Here is a 20,208-nt window from a genome sequence, read left to right on the forward strand (position 1 = left end):
ATGAGTTGTATGTCATGCGCGGAACCGCTGCATGAAGGGGCGCGGTTTTGCAGCCATTGCGGAACCGAGGTTTTGGCCTTGGACGACAATCCCGAGCTACGCATCCTAACCATTCAGTTCATCGACCTTGTCGGTTCGACCGCCTTTGCGAACTCGACCGAGCTTGAGACCTATGACGACACCATTGCCGCATTTCATCAGCAGGTGAACGAAACAGTCGAGACCTATCGCGGCAGGGTGCTGCAGCGCTATGGCGACGGGGTGCTGTCCTGCTTCGGGCTGGACCATGACGGCGAGGATTCGGCACTGTCTGCCATTGCCTCGGGCTTGTCGATCGCCAAGGCCATGCCCGAGCGCGTGAATGGGTTACAGGTGCGCGTGGGGATCGATACTGGCCAGATCATGTGTCGCGTCGGCCAACAGGGTGCCCTATTTCCGCAGCTGACCGGGCTGCATGTTAACCGCGCCGCGCGTTTGCAGGAACAGGCCCCCACGGGCGGAGTCGTGATCTCGGGCCAAACCAAATCGTTCCTGTCGCGTCTGGCACGGCTTGACGAAGCCTCGCATGACACACGTCTTCTGAAAGGCATCGACCAGCCGGTCGAGCTGATCGAAGTGGCTGGCTTTCAGTTTCAAGAGGATCACACCGAAGTGTCCGACCTGCTGGAGCGCGACAAAGAACTCGCCCTTCTGCAGAGCGACACCAGCCGTGCACACGCAATTATTGGCCCAGCGGGCATCGGGAAAACTGTTCTGCTGGATGCTTTCAGCCGCACTCAGAAGAACGCAGGCATCGTCAGGATTGACGCCCGCGCAAACCTTCAGCAGTCCGCGTTATTCCCGGTCGTGGAAACCCTGCGGCGCGAGCTGGATCTGCATGCGCAATCCTCACTGGCTGACTTGGCGACGCAGTTTCAATCCATCGGGGTGGCGCTGACAGATCAGGACGTGATGGTGATGGCCGGCCTACTTGGCCTGCAAGTCGCCCTGCCCGTTCTTCTGACGCCTGAACAGCTTCAATCGCGCAGGATCACATTGGCCACCCACGCGCTGGCCGGATTGGCGCAGACCCGAACCGCAGCTTTGACCTTCGATGACCTGCACTGGTTCGATGAAGGCACGATTGCGGTGCTTCAGGCGCTGATGCTGGCCGAGGGCACACCGCCCCGCATCGTTGTCACCAGCCGACCGTCCGAGAAAATCGATGCGCTGCTGGAAAGCGCCCCGGTCACGCCGGTCCATCTGGCCCCTCTGTCCGATGAAGCCGCAAAAGAAGCCCTGTCCACCTATGCCGAACTGGACGACGCCAAACGCGCGCGGATCATTGAAGCGGCCGAGGGCAACCCCCTGTTCCTTTCCGCTCTCGCCACCCATGCGCGTCAATTCGGTGACGCCGATGGATCGCAACAGCTGCCCCAGACAATCGAGGCCACCTTTCAGGCTATTATCAATGGGTTCGGCGCACTGCGCGACGTGATCCAATGCGCCGCGATCCTTGGACGTGATTTCCAGCCGGAACGTGTGGCACACCTTCTGCCAACGCGTCCTAACCTTGAAGACGAACTCCGCGTCTTGACCATCCGAGGGATCTTCAATCCGTATGGTGATGGCGCATTGTTCTTCGATCACATCCTTCTGCGCGATGCGGCTTACGAGATGATCCCCGGCAAGCGTCGACGCGCTTTGCACAAGAGTTTTGCGGACGCTATGCAGACGCACGATCCGGCCTATTGTGCCGCTTACCCACATCTGATGGCCGATCACCGCATGGCTGCACGCGATCACGAGAACCTTCCGGGGGCATGTATCGCGGCAGGCATTCACATGCTGATGGCCGTAAACTTTGATCAGTCCATGACATATCTCGATCACGCGCGCACAGATATGGAAGATCAAGCCGCGCCCGATCAGGTTGCGCGCCCGGAATACCTTCCGGTGCTCTCGCTTCTGGCCAGCGCCACGGTCCAGCGCATGGGGTTCTCGCACCCGGTGGTGCTGGAGCGGTATCAGTTGCTGGAAGACGCCATCGCCTATGCCGAGGGAACGGACCGCATGCGAATGACCGCGCTTTATGGCCTGTTTGCACATCGCATCATCAACGGGCGCGTGCGTGAAAGCGGCGAGTATGTCGAGATGATGGAGAAATTGGCGCGCGATGGCGATGACGAGCTGAAGGTCATGTGGCTGGTGAATGAAACCGCCCACGCGCTGTATTCGGGACAGTTTGATCAGGCCGCCGACAGAAGTGCGCAACTAAAATCCATCTATCGAGTCGAGGATCACGGTCGCTTGTTCCTGGAACTGGGCGCAGACCCGCTGGCGTCGGTTCTTTCGGCAGATGCCCATGTCGCAAGCCGCAGGGGGGATCTGGACGGCGCACTCGCAGCGATGTCACAGGCGCAAGAGCACCTGAAGACCATCGGGGCCATTGCGCAAATTCCGTGGATCCACATTTTCGGAGGACAAGCCCTGTTGGCTGGCGGTCATCTGGATCTTGCGGCCCGTGAAGTCGAGGCAGGGATCGAGATCGCTGACGAGCAACAAGCGCAGTTCTGGTCTTTGATCGGGCGCGTCTGGATGACCATCGTTCAAATCTATCAGGGCAACACGACCGAGGCCCCCGGCGCATTAGAAATGCTGACCGGACAGGCCAGCATGATAGGTGCGGATTTGAACGCCCCTTTCTATAAAGCTGCCCTTGCAAAGGCTCTTTTGACAAACGGAGATCTGGAAGCAGCGCAAACGCTGTTGGATCAGGCAGAACAATTGTCTGAAACAACGGGCGAACACGAGTGGGACAGTTCCATCCGCGAAATCCGAACAGAACTGGCATAGTGTTTTGGTGTGTCGGCGCCTCTGGACCTGAGAACCCAGAGTTGACGTAGCGCCTCACCACTCACGGCAGCCAATAATGGCACAACCAAACCCCGTCCGTCATCTGACGGGGGAAGACACTTAGGCGCCCCGGAAGCCGGGCATAATTCTCACTCCAAAACGCCGTTGCCAGCGCCACCCAAAGCGAGCTCCATCTATCTAAGCGTGCTAAAATAACTTTCCCCAAAAGCTTTCAGCGTCTTCTCCTTTTGAATAGCATGCGCCAAATGCCGCACCTGTGACGCACGTCACAGATTGAATAAAATCTGCCGAATTTTCTATCATTTCAACCTATTGGTGCGACCTTAAGGAAGACTTAATAGTCGCCGCCCTGAGCCAATTCCTGCAAGCGATCCTGATCCTCGATGACGACAAAACCTTTTTCAAATCGGGCAACCTCGTCTCGCGCCCAGACCTTCAACTGTCTGTTCACATTTTCACGCGTCAGGCCTGCATAGGCCCCAAGCCAGCTTTGGCTGACCTTCACTGCGGCCTGCCCCGTTTCGGTCTGCACCGCGGTTGGCAATAGCCTAAGCAGACAGGCCGCAAGACGCGCCTGACCACTTTGCATGGTCTGGACCTCGAACATCTCGGATGCATTGCGGGCTTTCTGGCACAGGGCTTCAATGACCAGGATGGCGCTGTCTGGATCCTCACGGAACAATTGCAATACGTCTTGGCGTTGCACCTCGACAGCTTCCAACGGCTCCAAGGCGACCACATCTGCGCTGCGCGGGCCGCCATCCAGACACGCGATATCACCAAGCACATCGCCCGCCGTGGCCACGCCCAGAATGGATTTTTGCCCCAACGCAGTGGTCACACTGACCTCGGCCGTGCCGGACGAGACGATTAAAAGCGTCAGGCCGGGATCGCCAAAGCGAAACACAACATCTTTTTTCTTGTAGTTGCGGGCGTGTCCGCGCTGACGCAGCCGATCCAGCGCCCCGGCGCCAAGAGAACTTAGAACCATGAAATCCCCAACATAAGGTCATCCCAGATTAGGCATAGACGTTACAAGGTCAACCGATTGCCGGTCGCAACCGATCAACTATCACGTGTCAGCCATGCAAACGAAAAATGCCCCGAGCAAGCAAAGCTCGGGGCATTTTTATGTTTCTCATCTGGCAGTCGGGTTGTTACCCGCCGAAATCATCCAACATGATGTCTTCGCGATCGACGCCCATTTCCACCAGCATGTTGATCACAGACTGGTTCATGATGGGCGGGCCACACATGTAGTATTCACAATCTTCAGGTGCCGGGTGGTTCTTCAGATACTCATCGTAAAGGACGTTGTGGATGAAGCCGGTATAGCCGCCCCAATCGTCCTCGGGCAGAGCATCTGACAGGGCGACATGCCATGTGAAGTTCGGGAACTCTTTTGCCAGTTCGTCGAAATCTTCAACAAAGAACATCTCGCGCTTCGAGCGTGCGCCGTACCAGAACGTAATCTTGCGATCTTTGTTCTTCAAGCGCTTCAGCTGATCGAAGATGTGGCTACGCATCGGCGCCATGCCAGCCCCACCGCCGACGAACACCATTTCTTTTTCGGTCTCACGGGCGAAAAATTCGCCAAACGGACCGGAAATAGTAACCTTGTCGCCCGGCTTCAGGTTGAAGATATAAGACGACATCTGGCCCGGCGGAATGCCCTCGGAACCCGGAGGAGGCGAGGCCACACGGACGTTCAGCATGATCATGCCTTTCTCGTCCGGATAGTTCGCCATCGAATATGCACGTTCAATCGGCTCGGTCACGACCGACTTGTATTGCCACAGATTGAACTTGTCCCAATCTTCGCGGTACTCGTTCTCCACGTCAAAGTCAGTGTAATTGACTTGGTGGGCCGGAGCTTCGATCTGGATGTAGCCACCAGCGCGGAAGTTTACGTCTTCGCCTTCGGGCAGGTCCAGAACCAGCGCTTTGATGAAGGTTGCGACGTTCTCGTTGGAACGTACTGTACATTCCCACTTCTTAACGCCGAAGACCTCTTCCGGGACTTCAATTTCCATGTCCTGCTTCACGGCCACCTGACAGGACAGGCGGTCGCCACACGCCGCTTCACGCTTGGTGATGTGGCTTTCCTCGGTCGGCAGGATCGAGCCGCCACCGGAATGGATTTTCACGCGGCACTGTGCACAGGTACCGCCACCGCCACAGGCCGAGGGCACGAACAGCTGTTGTTCTGCCAGTGTCTGCAACAGCTTGCCGCCGGCTGGGACCGAGATGGTCTTCTCGCCGTTCACAACGATATTTACGTTACCCGTGGACACCAGCTTGGACCGCGCGGCCAGAATGATCGAGACCAACGCCAGTACGATCAGGGTGAAAAGGATAATGCCAAGGCTAAAGGTTGCCATAATCTCTATCCCCTCAGAGTTTCACGCCAGAGAAGGACATGAAGGCCATTGCCATCAGTCCTGCGGTGATGAAGGTGATCCCCAGCCCTTGCAGGCCATCCGGGATATCCGAATATTTCAGCTTTTCGCGCACACCTGCCATCGCGGTGATGGCCAGTGCCCAGCCGAAGCCCGACGAGATGCCGTAGGTCACTGATTCTGCGAAGTCATAGCTGCGTTCGACCATGAACAGCGAGCCACCCAAGATGGCGCAGTTCACCGTAATCAGCGGCAGGAACACACCCAGCGCGTTGTAAAGCGGCGGGAAGTACTTATCCAAAACCATCTCGAGGATCTGCACCAGCGCGGCGATCACGCCGATATAGGAAATCAGGCCGAGGAATGTCAGGTCCACATCCGCGAACCCTGCCCAGCTGAGCGCACCGGGCGCCAGCAGGTAGGTCAGGATCAAGTTGTTGGCCGGTACGGTGATCGACTGCACGACCATGACCGAGATGCCCAGACCAATCGCGGTCGAGATCTTCTTCGAGACGGCGATGAAGGTACACATGCCAAGAAAGAAGGACAGGGCCAGGTTTTCAACGAAGATCGCCTTCACGGCGAGGGAAAGGAGCGCTTCCATCAGTGGGCCTCGACCGTTTGAATTTTGTATTCACGTTCTTCGACCTGACCGGGTTTCCATGTACGGAAGGCCCAGATGATCAGACCAATGATGAAGAACGCCGACGGGGGCAGCAGCAGCAAGCCGTTGGGCACGTACCAGCCACCGTTGTTCACGGTTTCCAGAATGGTCACACCAAACAGGCTGCCCGAGCCGAAAAGCTCGCGGATCACGCCGACCAGCATCAGGATCAGACCATAGCCCAGCCCGTTGCCGACGCCGTCAATGAAGCTGTCGATGGGGCCGTTCTTCATGGCGAAGGCCTCGGCGCGGCCCATCACGATACAGTTGGTGATGATCAGGCCCACGAAGACCGACAGGGTTTTCGATATCTCATATGCGAAGGCTTTCAGCACCTGATCCACCAGAATAACCAGCGAGGCGATGATCACCATCTGAACGATAATCCGGATCGATCCGGGGATCTGGCTGCGGATCATCGAAATGAACATGGACGAGAACGCTGTCACCAAGGTCACCGCGATGGCCATGACGAAAGCCACCTGAAGCGACGAGGTCACCGCCAGCGCCGAACAGATCCCCAACACCTGAAGGGTGATCGGGTTGTTGTCGACCAACGGGTCGATCAGCATCTCTCTGCGTTTATGGGCCATTAGATATCCCCCGCTTTCAGATTTGCCAGGAAGGGCGCATAACCGCTTTCACCCATCCAGAAATTCAGAAGGTTATGCACACCCGCCGTGGTCAGGGTCGCCCCAGCCAGCGCGTCGATGTGATAATCAGCACCCGCCGCAGGCGCGGTTTTGGTCACGCTGATCTGAAGCTGCCCACTTTCATCGGCCAGTTTCTTGCCGTTCCACAAGGACTTCCAGCGCGGGTTATCAACCTCGGCACCCAGACCCGGGGTCTCGGCGTGTTCATAAAATTGCAGTGCGAAGATGTCGTTGCCGTTCTCTTCCAGTGCAATGAAACCGTAAAGCGTCGACCACAGGCCATAACCGTGGATCGGCAGGATCACCTTGTCGATCTCGCCTGCATCGTCGCGCAGCAGATAGACGGTGACGAATTTGCCCTGACGCACGATGCCTGCTGGGTCTTCGTCCAGTGCGACCGAAGTTGCGGGATCATCCGCCGCGTCGCGATCATCAAAGCTGGCAGGATCGAAGGCGTCGGTGAAGGCGCCGGTTTCCAATTCCAGAATGCGCGGTTCGAACGCTTGGAAGCTTTCGACCACATCTTGGTCGGGATCATAGATGCCCGCGACCTGCAGAATGTTGATCTGCTTGTCTTTCAGCGCGTTGACCTCTTGCAGCGGGCGCAGGGCGACAGCTGCGGCCGACACGATCATCGAGGCCACAAGGCACAGCGCGACAGCCACGAAGACCGTTTTGCCAACCGAGTCGGCAGGCGCATCAAGGAAACGGCGGATGGGGCCTTTTTTGGTGTTCAGATCGTTATCAGACATGGCGTTTTGCCCTGCGTTTGATGTTGGCCTGAACGACGAAATAGTCGATCAGCGGAGCGAAGACGTTGCCGAACAGGATCGCCAGCATCATGCCTTCCGGGAAAGCCGGGTTGATAACGCGGATCATCACGACCATGAAGCCGATCAGCGCGCCATAGATATAGCGGCCCGTGTTGGTGTGTGCGCCTGAAACAGGCTCGGTCACCATGAAGACCAGACCGAAAGCATAACCACCCAGCACAAGGTGCCAATACCATGGCATGGCGAACATCGGGTTGGTGTCGGAACCAATGGCGTTCAGCAGAAGCGAGAAACCGATCATCCCCGCCAGACAGCCCACCACCATGCGGTAGTTGGCGATCTTGGTGACCAGAAGGAAGATCAGACCAAGGATACAGGCCAGGGTCGAGGTCTCGCCCATCGAGCCGGGAATGAAGCCATAGAAGCTGTCCCACCAGGTGATGCCGCGTGCGGCCAGTGCCTGAACGCCATCCGACGCCGAAACTGCCAGAGCGGTTGCGCCGGTAAAGCCGTCCACCGGAACCCAGACACTGTCACCCGACAGCTGTGCAGGATAGGCGAAGTACAGGAACGCACGACCCGTCAGAGCCGGGTTCAGGAAGTTCTTACCGGTACCGCCGAAGACCTCTTTGCCGATGACCACACCGAAGATGATGCCCAGCGCGACCTGCCACAGGGGCGTCGTTGCGGGCACGATCAGTGCGTAAAGCATTGAGGATACAAGGAACCCTTCGTTTACCTCGTGCTTACGCACGGTGGCGAAGATCACTTCGAAAATACCGCCCGCGACCAGCGTAACGATGTAAATCGGCAGGAAGTACAGAAGCCCGTGCGCCATATTGGCAAAGGCGCTGGCCGGGTTGAACCCGATACCCAAGGCCTCGATGATGGCCGCACGCCAGCCCGAGGCACCGAACTCGGCAATTGCCATGTTGGTCTGAAAGCCGGTGTTATACAGCGCCATCAGGATACAGGGGATCGTCGCGATGACCACATAGGTCATGATCCGCTTCATATCGACGTAAGACCGCGCATGAGGCGCAGCGGTCGTTACCGACTTCGGCGTATACAGGAAGCTTTCCACCATCTCGTAGATGGGGAAGTACTTTTCCCATTTACCGCCCTTTTCGAAGTTCGGTTCGATCCGATCGAAAAAATTACGCAAGCCCAAAGGTCTACCCCTCTTTCTCGATCTTCGTCAGGCTGTCGCGCAGCGCCAGCCCATACTCATATTTCGCGGGACAGGCAAAGGCGACAAGACCGAGGTCTTCTTCGTCCAATTCAAGCGCACCCAGCGCCTGTGCCTGATCGGTGTCCATCACCAGAAGTGCGCGCAAAAGCTGGGTGGGCAGGAAATCCTGCGGCATCAGCTCTTCAAATGTACCAGTCGGCACCATCGCGCGGCGGCCACCGTTCATGTTCGAGGTCAGCGGGAACTCGCGCTTGGCAAATGCCGAACCCAGAACCGGCTGCACCGCGTATTTTGCGAACATCGGGCGGATCCAACCCATCGGGATCTGCTTTTGATCTTCTTCAATCAGAGTGATCTGGCGCGCGTAGCGGCCAAGATAGCCATCCGCGCCCTCGCCTGCCCGGCCGCTCAGGACCGAACCCGAGATCATGCGCACCGGCAGATCGCTTGGCACGTCACCTGCAGACAGGTCGGCCATCGAGGCCCCGGCAATGGTGCGGATCAAGCGCGGGTTGGCACATGCCGGACCAGCCAGCGAAATGATGCAGGACGCATCATAGGTGCCGGATTCCAGCAAACGTCCAATGACGATCACATCTTGATAGTTGATGGTCCAAACAGTCTTGTCCGCGCGGGGCGGTTCAAGGAAATGCATATGTGTGCCGGACAGGCCAGCGGGATGCGGGCCTTCGAATGCGGCAGCTTCCACACTGGCGATGTCTTGACCCGGCAGTGTCACACCTTCGGCCTGACACAGATAGGTCTTACCTTCGCTCAGCGATGCAACAGCTTCCAGACCCTTGGCAAAGGCCTCGGCATCTTCCGCGATGATCACCGCAGGATCAGCGGCCAGCGGCTCGGTATCCATGGCGTTCACATAGATCGCAGCCGGACGGGTCGCCGGATCGGGCACCTTGGAATAGGGCCGTGTGCGGAACGAGGTCCAAAGACCGGCCGCGCACAAGCGCTGGGTCAGACCCTCGGGCGTGGTCACGTCACCGACGGACGAGAAGTCAACGGATGGCGCAGCGCCCTCGTTCACCTCGATCACAACGCTGATCAGCTTGCGACGCGCGCCGCGGTTGATCGCTTTGACCGTACCCGCAACAGGAGACACGACCTGAACGTCCGGCATGTCTTTGCTGATAAGAATCGGAGTGCCTGCACCAACCACGTCACCTTCGGCGACCGAGATTCGTGGCTTCCACCCGATGTAATCGTCACCAAGAATGGCAACCGACTGCGGATTCGGCCCTTGTTCAACGCCCGCTTTGGGCGCACCAGAGATCGGAATATTCAATCCTTTGCGTAGCCTATACCGCTGCACAGTGTTCACCTCTTCAGATTGACTTGCAGCTATATGCAATATGTGGGGCGAGGTCGAAAGGGTCTTTTTACATTGTTTAGGTCATTTTCTTGTTGAAATGCGCATTATTGTCTAAGACAAGCCTCACTGAACATTCAAATACGACCCGTTCGCGACTGAAAGAGGTTCTCCAGTGCCCGACATGATCAAATTCTCACGCCGTTCCATCCTGTTCATGCCGCTGGCTTTGGCCGCGTGCAAAGGGTCCGCCGCTCGTGTCTTCAACCTGTCGGGCCTGACAATGGGCACCACATATAATGTTGTCGCGATCGATGGATCGAAGAGCGTGAACGAAGCAGACGTGAAAGCCGCCATCACCGGCGCGCTGGCGGAAGTGAACCAGCAGATGTCGAACTGGGATCCCAAATCCGAGATCTCGCGCTTCAACGCAGCAGCGAACACCGCTCCGGTTCAGGTCTCGCCCGAACTTGCCCACGTTATGAAAGCTGCTGACACTGTATATACAGCCAGCGAAGGCCGCTTCGACACCACGATGGGCCCGCTGATCGAACTGTGGGGCTTCGGTGCTCCGGGCAAACGCCCGATGCCGCAACAGGCCGAAATTGACAACGCTCTGGCAGCTGTGGGTCACCACAACACCATCAGCGTCGGTGCAGACGCGCTGCAGAAGAAACAATCCGATGCGCAGGTCTATCTGGCCGCCATCGGCAAAGGCTATGGCGCTGACCGCGTGGGTCAGGCGCTGGAATCCTTTGGTATCACCGATTACTTGGTCGAGATCGGTGGCGACCTGTACGCTTCGGGCCGTAACCCCGATGGTCTGCCCTGGCAGATCGGGATCGAGACCCCCGCATCCCTGAACAACGGCGTCTTCGACGTGGTTGGCATCTCGGGTCTGGGTCTGGCCTCGTCCGGCGACTATCGCAACTATTTCGAACAAGACGGTCAGCGCTATTCGCACGTGATCGACCCGGCCACAGGCCAGCCGATCACACACCGTACCGCTTCGGCCACCGTATTGGCAGAAAACTCAATGATGGCAGATGCTTGGGCAACCGCGATGCTGATCCTTGGCCGCGAACGCGGTCTGGAAATCGCCGCTCAGCATGACGTCGCTGTCCTGTTCGTTGAACGTGATACCGAGGCCTCGAGCCTGCAGTTCAAATCGTCCGCAAGCGACGCCTTCACACGCCTGACCGCGTAACAACCGGAGCAGCTTCATGGCCACCTTCCTTCTGACCTTCGGCGCATTACTTGTCATCATGCTGGGCATGGCCCTTGGCGTGATCATGGCAGGCAAGTCGATCAAAGGCAGCTGTGGTGGCCTGAATGCGATCAGCGATGCGGATCAATGCCTTGTGTGCAGCAAGGAAATTGATCCCAACAGCCCCCTGCGCGACCGCCTGCAGGGGTGCCCGCGCAAACGTAAGATGATGGAGCGCGCGCAGGCCGAAAGCTAAACCGCGCGCCCTACCCTGCCCCGGCCAACGGGACAAATCCCAACACAAGCAGTCCAGCGGCCGTCAGAACGCCGTAGATCCACAGCAAATAGCGTGGGCCTTCGGTCTTCCAAACCCGCCGATATTGATAGCCGCAAAAGCAGGCCATCACGAAGATCACCGTCGCGACCGGGGACGAAAGTGCAAGCTGCGACATTTTTTATCTCCTGAAATCGATTGGCTGGGTTATGCTTCCTATGAGTGCGAACCGCAATCAGTTCAGGGAGGACAGCAAAACATGCCCACGTCGTATCAGGCTCCTATGCGTAAAGATCGCAAGGGATCGCAAAGCCAAAGCCAGGATCCATCCAGCAATCTCAAGACCAAAACAGCCGTGGTTGGGGATGTCCTGAAAAACAAGGACGGCGATGTGATTTCCATTCGCCCCGGCGAAACCTTGGGCCGCGCGGTCGAGATTCTGCGCGACAAGCGAATCGGTGCGCTGGTCGTTACCGACAGCACTGGCGCATTGTGCGGAATCCTGTCGGAGCGCGATATTGTGCGGAAATTGGCCGATGCGCCGGGCCAGACCCTGCCCCAGCTGGTCGAAGACGTCATGACCAAAGAGGTTCAGACCTGCAGCACGGACGACCCTCTGGTGTCCGTCCTGAAACGGATGAGCGACGGCCGCTTCCGCCACATGCCCGTGATGGGTGAGGTCGGACCGATTGGCATGGTCACCATCGGCGATGTCATTACGCACCGATTGAACGAGGTCGAGCATGAAGCCTTGCAGTTAAAGCAACTGATCGTCGGCTAACCGAAGCGTCCACACCGTTAAGAACAAGGTCACGCGCGGCAATCAGTCCGCGCGTTTCTGTTTGGGCATCAATCACAAGCCAAGAACGCCCGCGGATCGCAGTTTCAGGGTCATTTTCTCGGGGAGTTTTACGATGGTGCTGTGAGGGAGGATTGAACTCCCGACCTCGTCATTACCAATGACGCGCTCTACCACTGAGCTACCACAGCATCCTATCGTGGGCGGGTGATTAGACCTATTCGCAGATGGACGCAAGCGTATTCTGGACCCTTTTTTCATTCCGCGTTACAGAAGAGCCCATGGAGCAGAAGAACACATCTCAAAAGCCCACAAAAAAAGGGGCAGATCGCGAAGCGCGGCTGAAAGCGGCGTTAAAAGCTAATATGGGTCGGCGTAAAGCACAGGCCCGTGCACGGGCTGTGTCAGATAGTGACACGGCAAAAAATGAACAAGATTAAAGGTAAGGCAGGTAAATGGATTCGATTGTAGTGACCGGCGGCAGCGAACTTCGCGGCGAAATTCCAATTGCAGGAGCGAAAAACGCCTGCCTGACACTGATGCCCGCGACGATTCTGTCGGAGGAGCCTCTGACCCTGACCAATGCCCCGCGCCTGTCCGACATCAAGACGATGACACAGCTTCTGGAAAGCCTTGGGGCCGAGGCCGCGTCGATGCAGGACGGTCAGGTTCTAACCCTATCCAGCCACGACCTTGATAATCACGTGGCAGACTATGACATCGTGCGCAAAATGCGCGCCTCGAACCTTGTGCTGGGGCCGATGCTGGCACGCCTTGGTCATGCGGTTGTGTCTCTGCCCGGCGGTTGCGCCATTGGCGCACGCCCTATGGACCTGCACATCTTTGGGCTGGAAAAGCTGGGCGCCGAGATCGAGCTGAAAGACGGCTATCTGCACGCCAAGGCCCCGCGTGGCCTGAAAGGCGCCGAGATCGATCTAGCCTTTGCATCCGTCGGCGCGACCGAGAACATTCTGATGGCCTCGACCCTGGCGAAAGGCACCACCGTTATCCGTAACGCAGCGCGCGAGCCGGAAATTGTCGACTTGGCTGATTGCCTGCGCAAGATGGGTGCCCAGATCGAAGGCGACGGCACATCGGAAATCGTCATTCAGGGCGTCGATCGCCTGCACGGCGCGACTCACCCCGTCGTCACCGACCGGATTGAACTTGGCACCTATATGCTGGCCCCGGCCATCGCGGGCGGCGAAGTCGAATGTCTGGGCGGGAAGATCTCGCTGGTGGAAAGCTTCTGCGAGAAACTGGATGCCGCTGGCATTCATGTGGAAGAGACCGACAAGGGTCTGAAGGTTGCACGCCGTAATGGCCGCGTGTCCGCCGTAGATGTCACGACCGAACCCTTCCCCGGCTTCCCGACCGATCTGCAGGCGCAGATGATGGCAATGCTGTGTACGGCCGAGGGCACTTCGACCCTGCACGAGACGATCTTTGAAAACCGCTTCATGCACGCGCCTGAACTGATGCGGATGGGCGCGAACATCGAGGTGCACGGCGGCACGGCCACGGTACATGGTGTTGAGAAGCTGAAAGGTGCGCCTGTGATGGCCACCGACCTGCGCGCCTCGGTCTCGCTGATCCTCGCGGGTCTTGCGGCCGAAGGTGAAACCGTGGTGAACCGCGTCTATCACCTTGACCGTGGGTACGAGAAAGTTGTGCGTAAGTTGTCCTCGATTGGGGCCAAGATCGAGCGCGTGAAGGAGTGACCGACATGCAAGATGCCCGATTTGAAGATGGCAGCGAACGCCCGCTGAAACTGGTCGCATTGGACACCGATGACCTGAAGGTTCTGTCGGCGTTGGCACAAGACGCGGTGTTTCCAGCGTCCGAAATTTCTTGGTCGCCAACGCAGCGGCGCTTTGCGTTGCTGATCAACCGCTTCCGTTGGGAAGATAAGCCTGCCGCCGAGGCCCGGGGTCGCCCGATGGAACGCGTGCAGTCAGTGCTGTCCGTCTCGGATGTTCTAAAAGTGCAAAGTCAGGGGATTGCGAAGGGGGACAAGGACATGATCTTGTCGCTTTTGTCCCTGTCCTTTACCCCCGGGGATGACGGAATGGGCCGGATCGAGCTGGTTCTGGCGGGCGATGGAGCCATCGCTTTGGACGTCGAGACGCTTGATGTGACGCTGCAAGATGTCACACGCCCCTATCTAGCGCCCTCAAAACATGCCCCCAAACATGACCTGTCCAAGTAATCTGCGCCCAAGCGCAGCTTGAAGCCATGCCGCGCCGCAGCTAAAACGGCGCAAAGGAGAGCGCCATGCCCCAGTTTCTGAACAGCACATCCGCCGATTTCGAGGCCCGTTTCACCGAGCTTCTGTCGATGAAGCGCGAAGACAGCCCGGATGTGGATGCCGCAGTGGCCGAGATTATCGCAGATGTGCGTGCGCGAGGGGATCAGGCGGTGATCGACCTGACCTCGAAATTCGATCGCATGGACCTGACCCCGGCCACGTTGCGGTTTTCGGAGGCCGAGATTGAAGCGGAATGCGCCAAGGTCTCGGATGCGGATCGCGCAGCGCTGGAATTGGCCGCAGATCGCATTCGCGCCTATCACTCGCGCCAGATGCCCGAGGATCAGCGCTGGACGGACGAAAGCGGTGCCGATCTGGGTTGGCGTTGGAGCGCCGTGTCTGCCGCGGGCCTCTATGTGCCGGGTGGACTGGCCAGCTATCCGTCTTCTGTTCTGATGAACGCGATCCCTGCGAAGGTTGCAGGCGTTGAGCGTCTGGCCATCACCGTGCCCACGCCGGGCGGGATCGCGAATCCCCTGGTTCTGCTGGCTGCGCGCATCGCAGGCGTGGACGAAATCTATCGTATTGGCGGGGCACAAGCGGTGGCCGCACTGGCCTATGGCACCGATACAATCGTGCCCGTCGACAAAATCACCGGTCCGGGCAACGCCTTTGTGGCGGCTGCGAAACGCCGGGTCTTCGGCAAAGTGGGCATCGACATGATCGCTGGCCCATCCGAAATTCTGGTTATCGCGGACGCAGACAATGAGCCGGATTGGCTGGCCTTGGATTTGATGAGCCAAGCCGAACACGATGAAAGCGCCCAATCGATCCTGATCACCACCGACGAGGCGTTCGGCCATAAAGTGGCCGATGCCGTCACCGCGCGCCTTGAAACTTTGGAGCGTCGCGACATCGCAGGCGCCAGCTGGCGCGATTATGGTGCGATCATCACCGTGCGTGATCTGGACGAGGCTGCCACCCTGTCGAATCGCATCGCACCCGAGCACCTTGAGCTGTGCGTGGCTGACCCCGAAGCCCTGTCCGACAAATGCGTCCACGCAGGCGCGATCTTCCTTGGACAGTTCACCCCCGAAGCCATCGGCGATTATGTCGGCGGCCCGAACCACGTGCTTCCGACCGCGCGGTCGGCCCGCTTTAGCTCGGGATTGTCGGTGATGGATTTCCTGAAACGCACCACGCTGGCGCGTATGACGCCCGGCGCGCTGGCCGCCATCGGCCCCGCCGCTGAAACCCTTGCCATTTCCGAAAGTCTTGAAGCCCACGGCCTGTCCGTGCGCGCAAGACTTGACGCCCTTAACGATTGACCCTCAGATAGTGCCAATGACAACGAACCACATCACCCATATCGAGATTGACGACACCGGCCTTGCCGCCCCCACGCCCGAAATCGAGCAGGAGCGCAAGGTCGCCATCTTTGATCTTTTGGAAGACAACAGCTTTGATCTGGCCCCGCGTGGCGATCAGCCTGTTCCGGACGGCCCCTATCATCTGGGGCTGGCAATCCGTGAAAAACGTCTGGTGGTCGACGCCAAGACTGAAGCAGGCGAACCGGCGGGCGAGTTTCACCTGTCGCTAGGACCGTTTCGTCAGGTTGTGAAAGACTATTTCGCCATCTGCGAAAGCTATTTCGATGCGGTGAAGAAACTGCCCCCCAGCCAGATCGAGGCAATCGACATGGCACGCCGCGGCATTCACAACGAAGGCGCGCGCGTGCTGCAGGAACGTCTTGAGGGCAAAGCCGACATCGACATCGATACGGCCCGCCGCCTATTTACCCTGATCTGCGTGTTGCACTGGGGGTGAGCTTGAGCGCTGATCGTCCCCAATCCGTGCTGTTCTGCTGCGACCACAATTCGGTCCGGTCACCTATGGCAGAAGGGATGATGAAGTCGTTCTATGGGCACGACATCTATGTGCAATCCGCCGGCGTTCATAGCGAACTGGACATTGACGGGTTCTCGATCGCCGTTTGCGACGAGTTGGGGATAGAGCTATCGGGTCACCGGGTGCGTAGTTTCGACCAGATGGAAGAATGGGGGGATGATCTCTCGAGCTTCGATTTGATCATTGCGCTGTCTCCAGCCAGCCAAAGGCGCGCGTTAGAGCTGACACGAGTGTTCCATCTGGATGTTGAATATTGGCCGATCCTGGATCCAACAGGACTTGGCACACGGCGGGATGAAAAGCTGGCCAGCTACCGACAAGCGCGGGATCAGATTCGGGACAGGATCATCCAACGATTTGGGGCGCCAACGCGGGATGCCACCCCGGCGTGAAGCTGCCACTCCACTGTACAGGCAGCAATTCTTGCTTCTCTGCCGAATTCCCTTGAAAACCGGGAAGTTTCACCCCATTTAGTAGGCGCCCACGATAGGTGGGTAAAAACACAGGAGTGAACATGGCCAAGGAAGAACTGCTCGAATTTCCCGGTGTCGTTAAGGAACTCCTGCCGAACGCGACATTTCTGGTCGAGCTGGAAAACGGCCATAAGATCATCGCTCATACGGCAGGTAAGATGCGTAAGAACCGCATCCGCGTTCTGGCTGGCGACAAGGTGCAGGTCGAAATGACCCCCTATGATCTGACCAAAGGTCGGATCAACTATCGCTTCAAGTAAGCGCTATCGCGCATGACGCGTCCCAAACTGATTCTGGGCTCTGGAAGCCCAAGACGGGCCGAGTTGCTAGGGCAACTCGGCCTTGTTGCTGACGATATCCGCCCACCGGATGTGGATGAGACGCCCAAGAAGGGCGAGTTGCCGCTGGTTTATTGCCGACGGATTGCTGCGGCCAAAGCTGCCGCGATGACCGTGGCCGCGGACGAGATCGTCCTGTGCGCCGACACCACCGTCGCCCTTGGCCGCCGCATCATGGGCAAGCCCGAAGACGCCGCACAAGCCGCCGAATTCCTGATGTCCCTATCTGGGCGGCGTCACCGCGTCATCACCTCGGTCGTGGTGCGCAACGCCACGAACACATGGGCGCGCGATGTGGTAACCGATGTTAAAATGAAGCGCCTGTCCAATGAAGAACTGAATGGCTATCTGGCCACGGACGACTGGCAGGGTAAGGCAGGTGGCTATGCCATCCAGGGCCCAGCAGGTGCATTCATCCCATGGATTCAGGGCAGCTATACCGCCGTCGTTGGCCTGCCCGTGGCCGAAACAGCCGGGCTGCTTAAGGCCGCCGGCTTCCCCCTATACGGAGAGCAGCCATGAAGGGCAGCACTATCGCGCTTGATACCTATAAGGGCCGCATGGCCGCGGCTCAGATCGTGGACGGAAAGCTGACCGATCTGCTGATCGAACCGCCCGAGGGCGTCGTGCTGCCTGGGGCCATTTTCCGCGCCATTTGCGACCGCCCACTGAAAGGCCAAGGCGGCATGATGTTGCGCCTGCCCGAAGGTCAGTCTGGCTTTTTGCGGCTCGGCAAAGGTCTGAAACCGGGCGAACGTATTCTGGTGCAGGTCACCGGGTTTGGCGAAGACGGCAAGGCCGTTCCCGTTACCCAGAAAGTGCTCTTCAAAAGCCGCTATGCCATCGTCACCCCCGGCGCGCCCGGCATCAATGTCAGCCGTGCGATTCGCGATGACGAGGTGCGCGTGCGCCTGTTGGAAATCGCGCACGAGGTGATGGGAGACGCCGAAGAAGGCCTGATCATCCGTTCGGTCGCGGAAAATGGGTCGGACGATGATATTGCCGCCGATATCGCCGCCATGCTCGACCTCAGCCGCGCAGTGTTGGCAGATCAGGACGGCGACGCCGAGCTTTTGGTCGACGGCCCCGATCCGCATGAGCTTGCTTGGCGCGAGTGGTCCGAACCAGATCTGCTGGACGACCGTGAAGATGCGTTCGAGCGTCACAACGTGCATGAAATGATCGACGCCGCACGAGGCGCGTTTGAGCGCCTTTCAGGCGGCGCTTCGATGTTCATTGAGCCGACCCGCGCGCTGATCGCCGTGGACGTCAATACCGGCGGAGACACCAGCCCAGCGGCGGGCCTGAAGGCCAATATCGCGGTTGCCCGCGCCTTGCCCGCCGCGCTGAGATGCCGAGGACTGGGCGGACAGATCGTCATTGATTTCGCCCCCTGCCCCAAGAAAGACCGCCGCCAGTTAGAGCAGGTTTTGCGCGCCGCCTTAAAGGCCGAGGGCATCGAAACCGCAATGGTGGGCTGGACACAGCTGGGCCTGTTCGAACTGCAACGCAAACGCGAACGCCTGCCCCTGTCGCGCTGTCTCGAGGACCGCTAATGGCTTGTCCAATCTGCAAAAAAGACACCGACCCCAAATACCGTCCGTTCTGCTCGCGCCGCTGCGCAGATGTGGATCTGGGCCGCTGGCTGAACGGCTCTTACGCTGTCCCTGCAGACAGCCCCGAGGACCTGGACGAAGCTGCCGATGCGATGTCTCAGGCCCTTTCACACGAAACTTTCAAGCCGCACTGAAAAACCTTCGAAAAACCACCTTTTCCCTCTGGACACCGCCGCACCCCGCGTCTAAAACCCGCCCACCCGAACGATGAAACGTTCACCCGTGCCCGGGTAGCTCAGGGGTAGAGCAGTGGATTGAAAATCCTCGTGTCGGTGGTTCGATTCCGCCCCCGGGCACCATTTAAATCAAAGAGTTAGCTGGTTTTAGATTTGTCTCGCAGACACTTTGTCTCGCGTTTGTCTCAGGTTCATATTTTGTTCTTTTTGGTCCTTTGCCGCAAAATGTTGTGGATTTTCTTGAAGTAGGCACAAGTGACACCTAAGTTGCGAGTGATCGAGTAATTCAGCAATTTAGGGATGAATAGATGGCAAGAGATTTTGAAGTTGGCGAAGTGGTGATGCTTAAGTCAGGTGGACCGGAAATGACTGTAAAAAAAGCGGAAACCACATTTGGGGACAACGACGTACAGTGTCAGTGGTTTGGAGGCCGAAAACTTGAAAGTGGATATTTTCCACCTGCGTCTCTAGTTCTCGTGGAGGACGACAGCAATGAATAACAGCCAACCTACAACAGATGACGTCGCAGAGTGGATGCAGCAGCAATCTCTCTCAGGTGAGTTATACCAAGATGATGCTGTCTGGACGATAATGAAGAAGTTTGGGAAGCAATTTACCTACGACAATGCCAACGGAAACCCGGCAATCGACAAGAAGGTACTGGACAAGTTTAAGAAGATTAGCGGCGATGATATTGTTTGGTCACGTAGTGGGCGACTTTGGAGAAAGCGAACGGCCAGGGATGAACCTGGCCGGATGCAAGAATAGTTTTCGGATTGCCTAATCGGCAAGAGTGAAGTCGACATAGAACTCTTGGTCGACCACAAACTTTCCAAACAAGTTGGGGTTACGAATATCAATCTCGAATGACGCAGACGGGGACCACTTGGCATAAGTGTTGTTCTCGTCGTCGCCAGTCTCGTCGTAACCCTCACTTTTGGAGACTGCCGTCATTTTCAGAATCTCACCCATTATCTCTTCATCTGACCCTTTTTGTTCTTCCACAGAAAGGACACGCATTTTTGCTCGCATCATAAAAATTGTGGTTATTTGGTAATAGCAACAGTCTACCACGGCTGGCTGTATCGAGCTAACTTAGGTCGTGGATTTTGACTCATTGTTGTCTCAAGAATGTTGTTTGCTGCGAGACAAAATTATTTCTGAGCCTGTTCAGATGGTTATGAGTCACCGACCAGAGGATCAATTATTCTCGTGTCGGTTAAGTCTCTGAATTCTAAGACGGACAACCCGGTTGAAAATCCTCGTGTCGGTGGTTCGATTCCGCCCCCGGGCACCACTTCAAACTCA

At 57.7% G+C, this 20,208-nt stretch carries 25 protein-coding genes and 2 tRNA genes; 17 read left to right on the forward strand and 10 right to left on the reverse strand.

The window, feature by feature from the left end; all coding sequences use genetic code 11:
- Positions 1-2,835 (forward strand): AAA family ATPase, encoded by a 2,835-nt coding sequence (locus tag ALP8811_RS16260; RefSeq protein WP_181363734.1) that lies wholly within the window; start codon positions 1-3, stop codon positions 2,833-2,835.
- A 355-nt stretch (positions 2,836-3,190) separates the two neighbouring features.
- Here ALP8811_RS16260 and ALP8811_RS10045 read toward each other — a convergent pair whose 3' ends face one another.
- The 7 genes from ALP8811_RS10045 to ALP8811_RS10075 form a co-directional block, all read right to left on the reverse strand.
- Entirely contained in the window at positions 3,191-3,847 is a 657-nt protein-coding gene (locus ALP8811_RS10045) for a Crp/Fnr family transcriptional regulator (protein WP_108856974.1), read from the reverse strand.
- 166 nt (positions 3,848-4,013) lie between these two features.
- Positions 4,014-5,237 carry an NADH:ubiquinone reductase (Na(+)-transporting) subunit F gene (gene nqrF, locus ALP8811_RS10050; protein ID WP_108856975.1) on the reverse strand — a complete coding sequence of 408 codons (1,224 nt, stop codon included), beginning with the start codon at positions 5,235-5,237 and terminating at the stop codon, positions 4,014-4,016.
- A gap of 13 nt (positions 5,238-5,250) precedes the next feature.
- Positions 5,251-5,859 carry an NADH:ubiquinone reductase (Na(+)-transporting) subunit E gene (gene nqrE / locus ALP8811_RS10055; protein ID WP_108856976.1) on the reverse strand — a complete coding sequence of 203 codons (609 nt, stop codon included), beginning with the start codon at positions 5,857-5,859 and terminating at the stop codon, positions 5,251-5,253.
- A complete protein-coding gene (locus ALP8811_RS10060; RefSeq protein ID WP_108856977.1) occupies positions 5,859-6,512 on the reverse strand; it encodes an NADH:ubiquinone reductase (Na(+)-transporting) subunit D in 654 nt (217 codons plus the stop codon). The genes nqrE and ALP8811_RS10060 overlap by 1 nt, the downstream gene beginning before the upstream one ends.
- Entirely contained in the window at positions 6,512-7,324 is an 813-nt protein-coding gene (locus tag ALP8811_RS10065; RefSeq protein ID WP_108856978.1) for a Na(+)-translocating NADH-quinone reductase subunit C, read from the reverse strand. Before ALP8811_RS10065 ends, ALP8811_RS10060 begins: the two co-directional genes overlap by 1 nt.
- The gene (locus ALP8811_RS10070) at positions 7,317-8,516 is read right to left on the reverse strand and encodes an NADH:ubiquinone reductase (Na(+)-transporting) subunit B (RefSeq protein ID WP_108856979.1); all 1,200 of its coding nucleotides are present in this window, start codon (positions 8,514-8,516) and stop codon (positions 7,317-7,319) included. The genes ALP8811_RS10065 and ALP8811_RS10070 overlap by 8 nt, the downstream gene beginning before the upstream one ends.
- Positions 8,517-8,520: 4 nt before the next feature.
- Positions 8,521-9,864 (reverse strand): Na(+)-translocating NADH-quinone reductase subunit A, encoded by a 1,344-nt coding sequence (locus ALP8811_RS10075; protein ID WP_108856980.1) that lies wholly within the window; start codon positions 9,862-9,864, stop codon positions 8,521-8,523.
- A gap of 181 nt (positions 9,865-10,045) precedes the next feature.
- Here ALP8811_RS10075 and ALP8811_RS10080 point away from each other — a divergent pair, with 181 nt between their 5' ends.
- A complete protein-coding gene (locus tag ALP8811_RS10080; protein WP_245924613.1) occupies positions 10,046-11,068 on the forward strand; it encodes an FAD:protein FMN transferase in 1,023 nt (340 codons plus the stop codon).
- 16 nt (positions 11,069-11,084) lie between these two features.
- Positions 11,085-11,324, forward strand: coding sequence for a (Na+)-NQR maturation NqrM (gene nqrM / locus ALP8811_RS10085; RefSeq protein WP_108856981.1), 240 nt, complete (start codon positions 11,085-11,087; stop codon positions 11,322-11,324).
- 10 nt (positions 11,325-11,334) lie between these two features.
- Here nqrM and ALP8811_RS10090 read toward each other — a convergent pair whose 3' ends face one another.
- Complete coding sequence (locus tag ALP8811_RS10090) at positions 11,335-11,520, reverse strand: hypothetical protein (RefSeq protein WP_108856982.1); 186 nt, start codon at positions 11,518-11,520, stop codon at positions 11,335-11,337.
- 81 nt (positions 11,521-11,601) lie between these two features.
- Here ALP8811_RS10090 and ALP8811_RS10095 point away from each other — a divergent pair, with 81 nt between their 5' ends.
- Positions 11,602-12,123, forward strand: a complete 522-nt coding sequence (locus ALP8811_RS10095; protein ID WP_108856983.1) for a CBS domain-containing protein — start codon at positions 11,602-11,604, stop codon at positions 12,121-12,123.
- A gap of 134 nt (positions 12,124-12,257) precedes the next feature.
- Here ALP8811_RS10095 and ALP8811_RS10100 read toward each other — a convergent pair.
- Positions 12,258-12,332, reverse strand: a tRNA-Thr gene (locus tag ALP8811_RS10100).
- 90 nt (positions 12,333-12,422) lie between these two features.
- Here ALP8811_RS10100 and ALP8811_RS16355 point away from each other — a divergent pair.
- The 13 genes from ALP8811_RS16355 (at position 12,423) to ALP8811_RS10160 (ending at position 19,668) form a co-directional block, all read left to right on the forward strand.
- A complete protein-coding gene (locus tag ALP8811_RS16355; RefSeq protein WP_181363735.1) occupies positions 12,423-12,581 on the forward strand; it encodes a hypothetical protein in 159 nt (52 codons plus the stop codon).
- A 15-nt stretch (positions 12,582-12,596) separates the two neighbouring features.
- Positions 12,597-13,862, forward strand: a complete 1,266-nt coding sequence (gene murA / locus ALP8811_RS10105) for a UDP-N-acetylglucosamine 1-carboxyvinyltransferase (RefSeq protein WP_108856984.1) — start codon at positions 12,597-12,599, stop codon at positions 13,860-13,862.
- A gap of 5 nt (positions 13,863-13,867) precedes the next feature.
- A complete protein-coding gene (locus tag ALP8811_RS10110; RefSeq protein ID WP_108856985.1) occupies positions 13,868-14,350 on the forward strand; it encodes a DUF2948 family protein in 483 nt (160 codons plus the stop codon).
- A 65-nt stretch (positions 14,351-14,415) separates the two neighbouring features.
- Complete coding sequence (hisD, locus tag ALP8811_RS10115) at positions 14,416-15,717, forward strand: histidinol dehydrogenase (RefSeq protein ID WP_108856986.1); 1,302 nt, start codon at positions 14,416-14,418, stop codon at positions 15,715-15,717.
- 16 nt (positions 15,718-15,733) lie between these two features.
- On the forward strand, positions 15,734-16,216 hold the full coding sequence (locus ALP8811_RS10120) for a UPF0262 family protein (protein WP_108856987.1): 483 nt from the start codon (positions 15,734-15,736) through the stop codon (positions 16,214-16,216).
- 2 nt (positions 16,217-16,218) lie between these two features.
- Complete coding sequence (locus ALP8811_RS10125; RefSeq protein ID WP_108856988.1) at positions 16,219-16,689, forward strand: arsenate-mycothiol transferase ArsC; 471 nt, start codon at positions 16,219-16,221, stop codon at positions 16,687-16,689.
- A gap of 122 nt (positions 16,690-16,811) precedes the next feature.
- Positions 16,812-17,030 carry a translation initiation factor IF-1 gene (gene infA / locus ALP8811_RS10130; RefSeq protein WP_108856989.1) on the forward strand — a complete coding sequence of 73 codons (219 nt, stop codon included), beginning with the start codon at positions 16,812-16,814 and terminating at the stop codon, positions 17,028-17,030.
- Positions 17,031-17,042: 12 nt separating this feature from the next.
- Entirely contained in the window at positions 17,043-17,630 is a 588-nt protein-coding gene (locus tag ALP8811_RS10135) for a Maf family protein (RefSeq protein WP_108856990.1), read from the forward strand.
- On the forward strand, positions 17,627-18,664 hold the full coding sequence (locus ALP8811_RS10140; protein WP_108856991.1) for a ribonuclease E/G: 1,038 nt from the start codon (positions 17,627-17,629) through the stop codon (positions 18,662-18,664). The genes ALP8811_RS10135 and ALP8811_RS10140 overlap by 4 nt, the downstream gene beginning before the upstream one ends.
- A complete protein-coding gene (locus tag ALP8811_RS10145; RefSeq protein ID WP_108856992.1) occupies positions 18,664-18,858 on the forward strand; it encodes a DNA gyrase inhibitor YacG in 195 nt (64 codons plus the stop codon). Before ALP8811_RS10140 ends, ALP8811_RS10145 begins: the two co-directional genes overlap by 1 nt.
- A 90-nt stretch (positions 18,859-18,948) precedes the next feature.
- Positions 18,949-19,023: transfer RNA gene (locus ALP8811_RS10150), tRNA-Phe, on the forward strand.
- A gap of 185 nt (positions 19,024-19,208) precedes the next feature.
- Entirely contained in the window at positions 19,209-19,400 is a 192-nt protein-coding gene (locus ALP8811_RS10155; protein WP_108856993.1) for a YodC family protein, read from the forward strand.
- On the forward strand, positions 19,393-19,668 hold the full coding sequence (locus ALP8811_RS10160; RefSeq protein WP_108856994.1) for a DUF6953 family protein: 276 nt from the start codon (positions 19,393-19,395) through the stop codon (positions 19,666-19,668). The genes ALP8811_RS10155 and ALP8811_RS10160 overlap by 8 nt, the downstream gene beginning before the upstream one ends.
- A 12-nt stretch (positions 19,669-19,680) precedes the next feature.
- Here the strand turns inward: ALP8811_RS10160 and ALP8811_RS10165 are convergent, their stop codons facing one another.
- Positions 19,681-19,854, reverse strand: a complete 174-nt coding sequence (locus tag ALP8811_RS10165; protein ID WP_219928724.1) for a hypothetical protein — start codon at positions 19,852-19,854, stop codon at positions 19,681-19,683.
- Between the last annotated feature and the right edge of the window lie 354 nt (positions 19,855-20,208).

This window comes from Aliiroseovarius pelagivivens (assembly GCF_900302485.1).
In the GTDB taxonomy this organism is placed as follows: Bacteria; Pseudomonadota; Alphaproteobacteria; order Rhodobacterales; family Rhodobacteraceae; genus Aliiroseovarius; species Aliiroseovarius pelagivivens.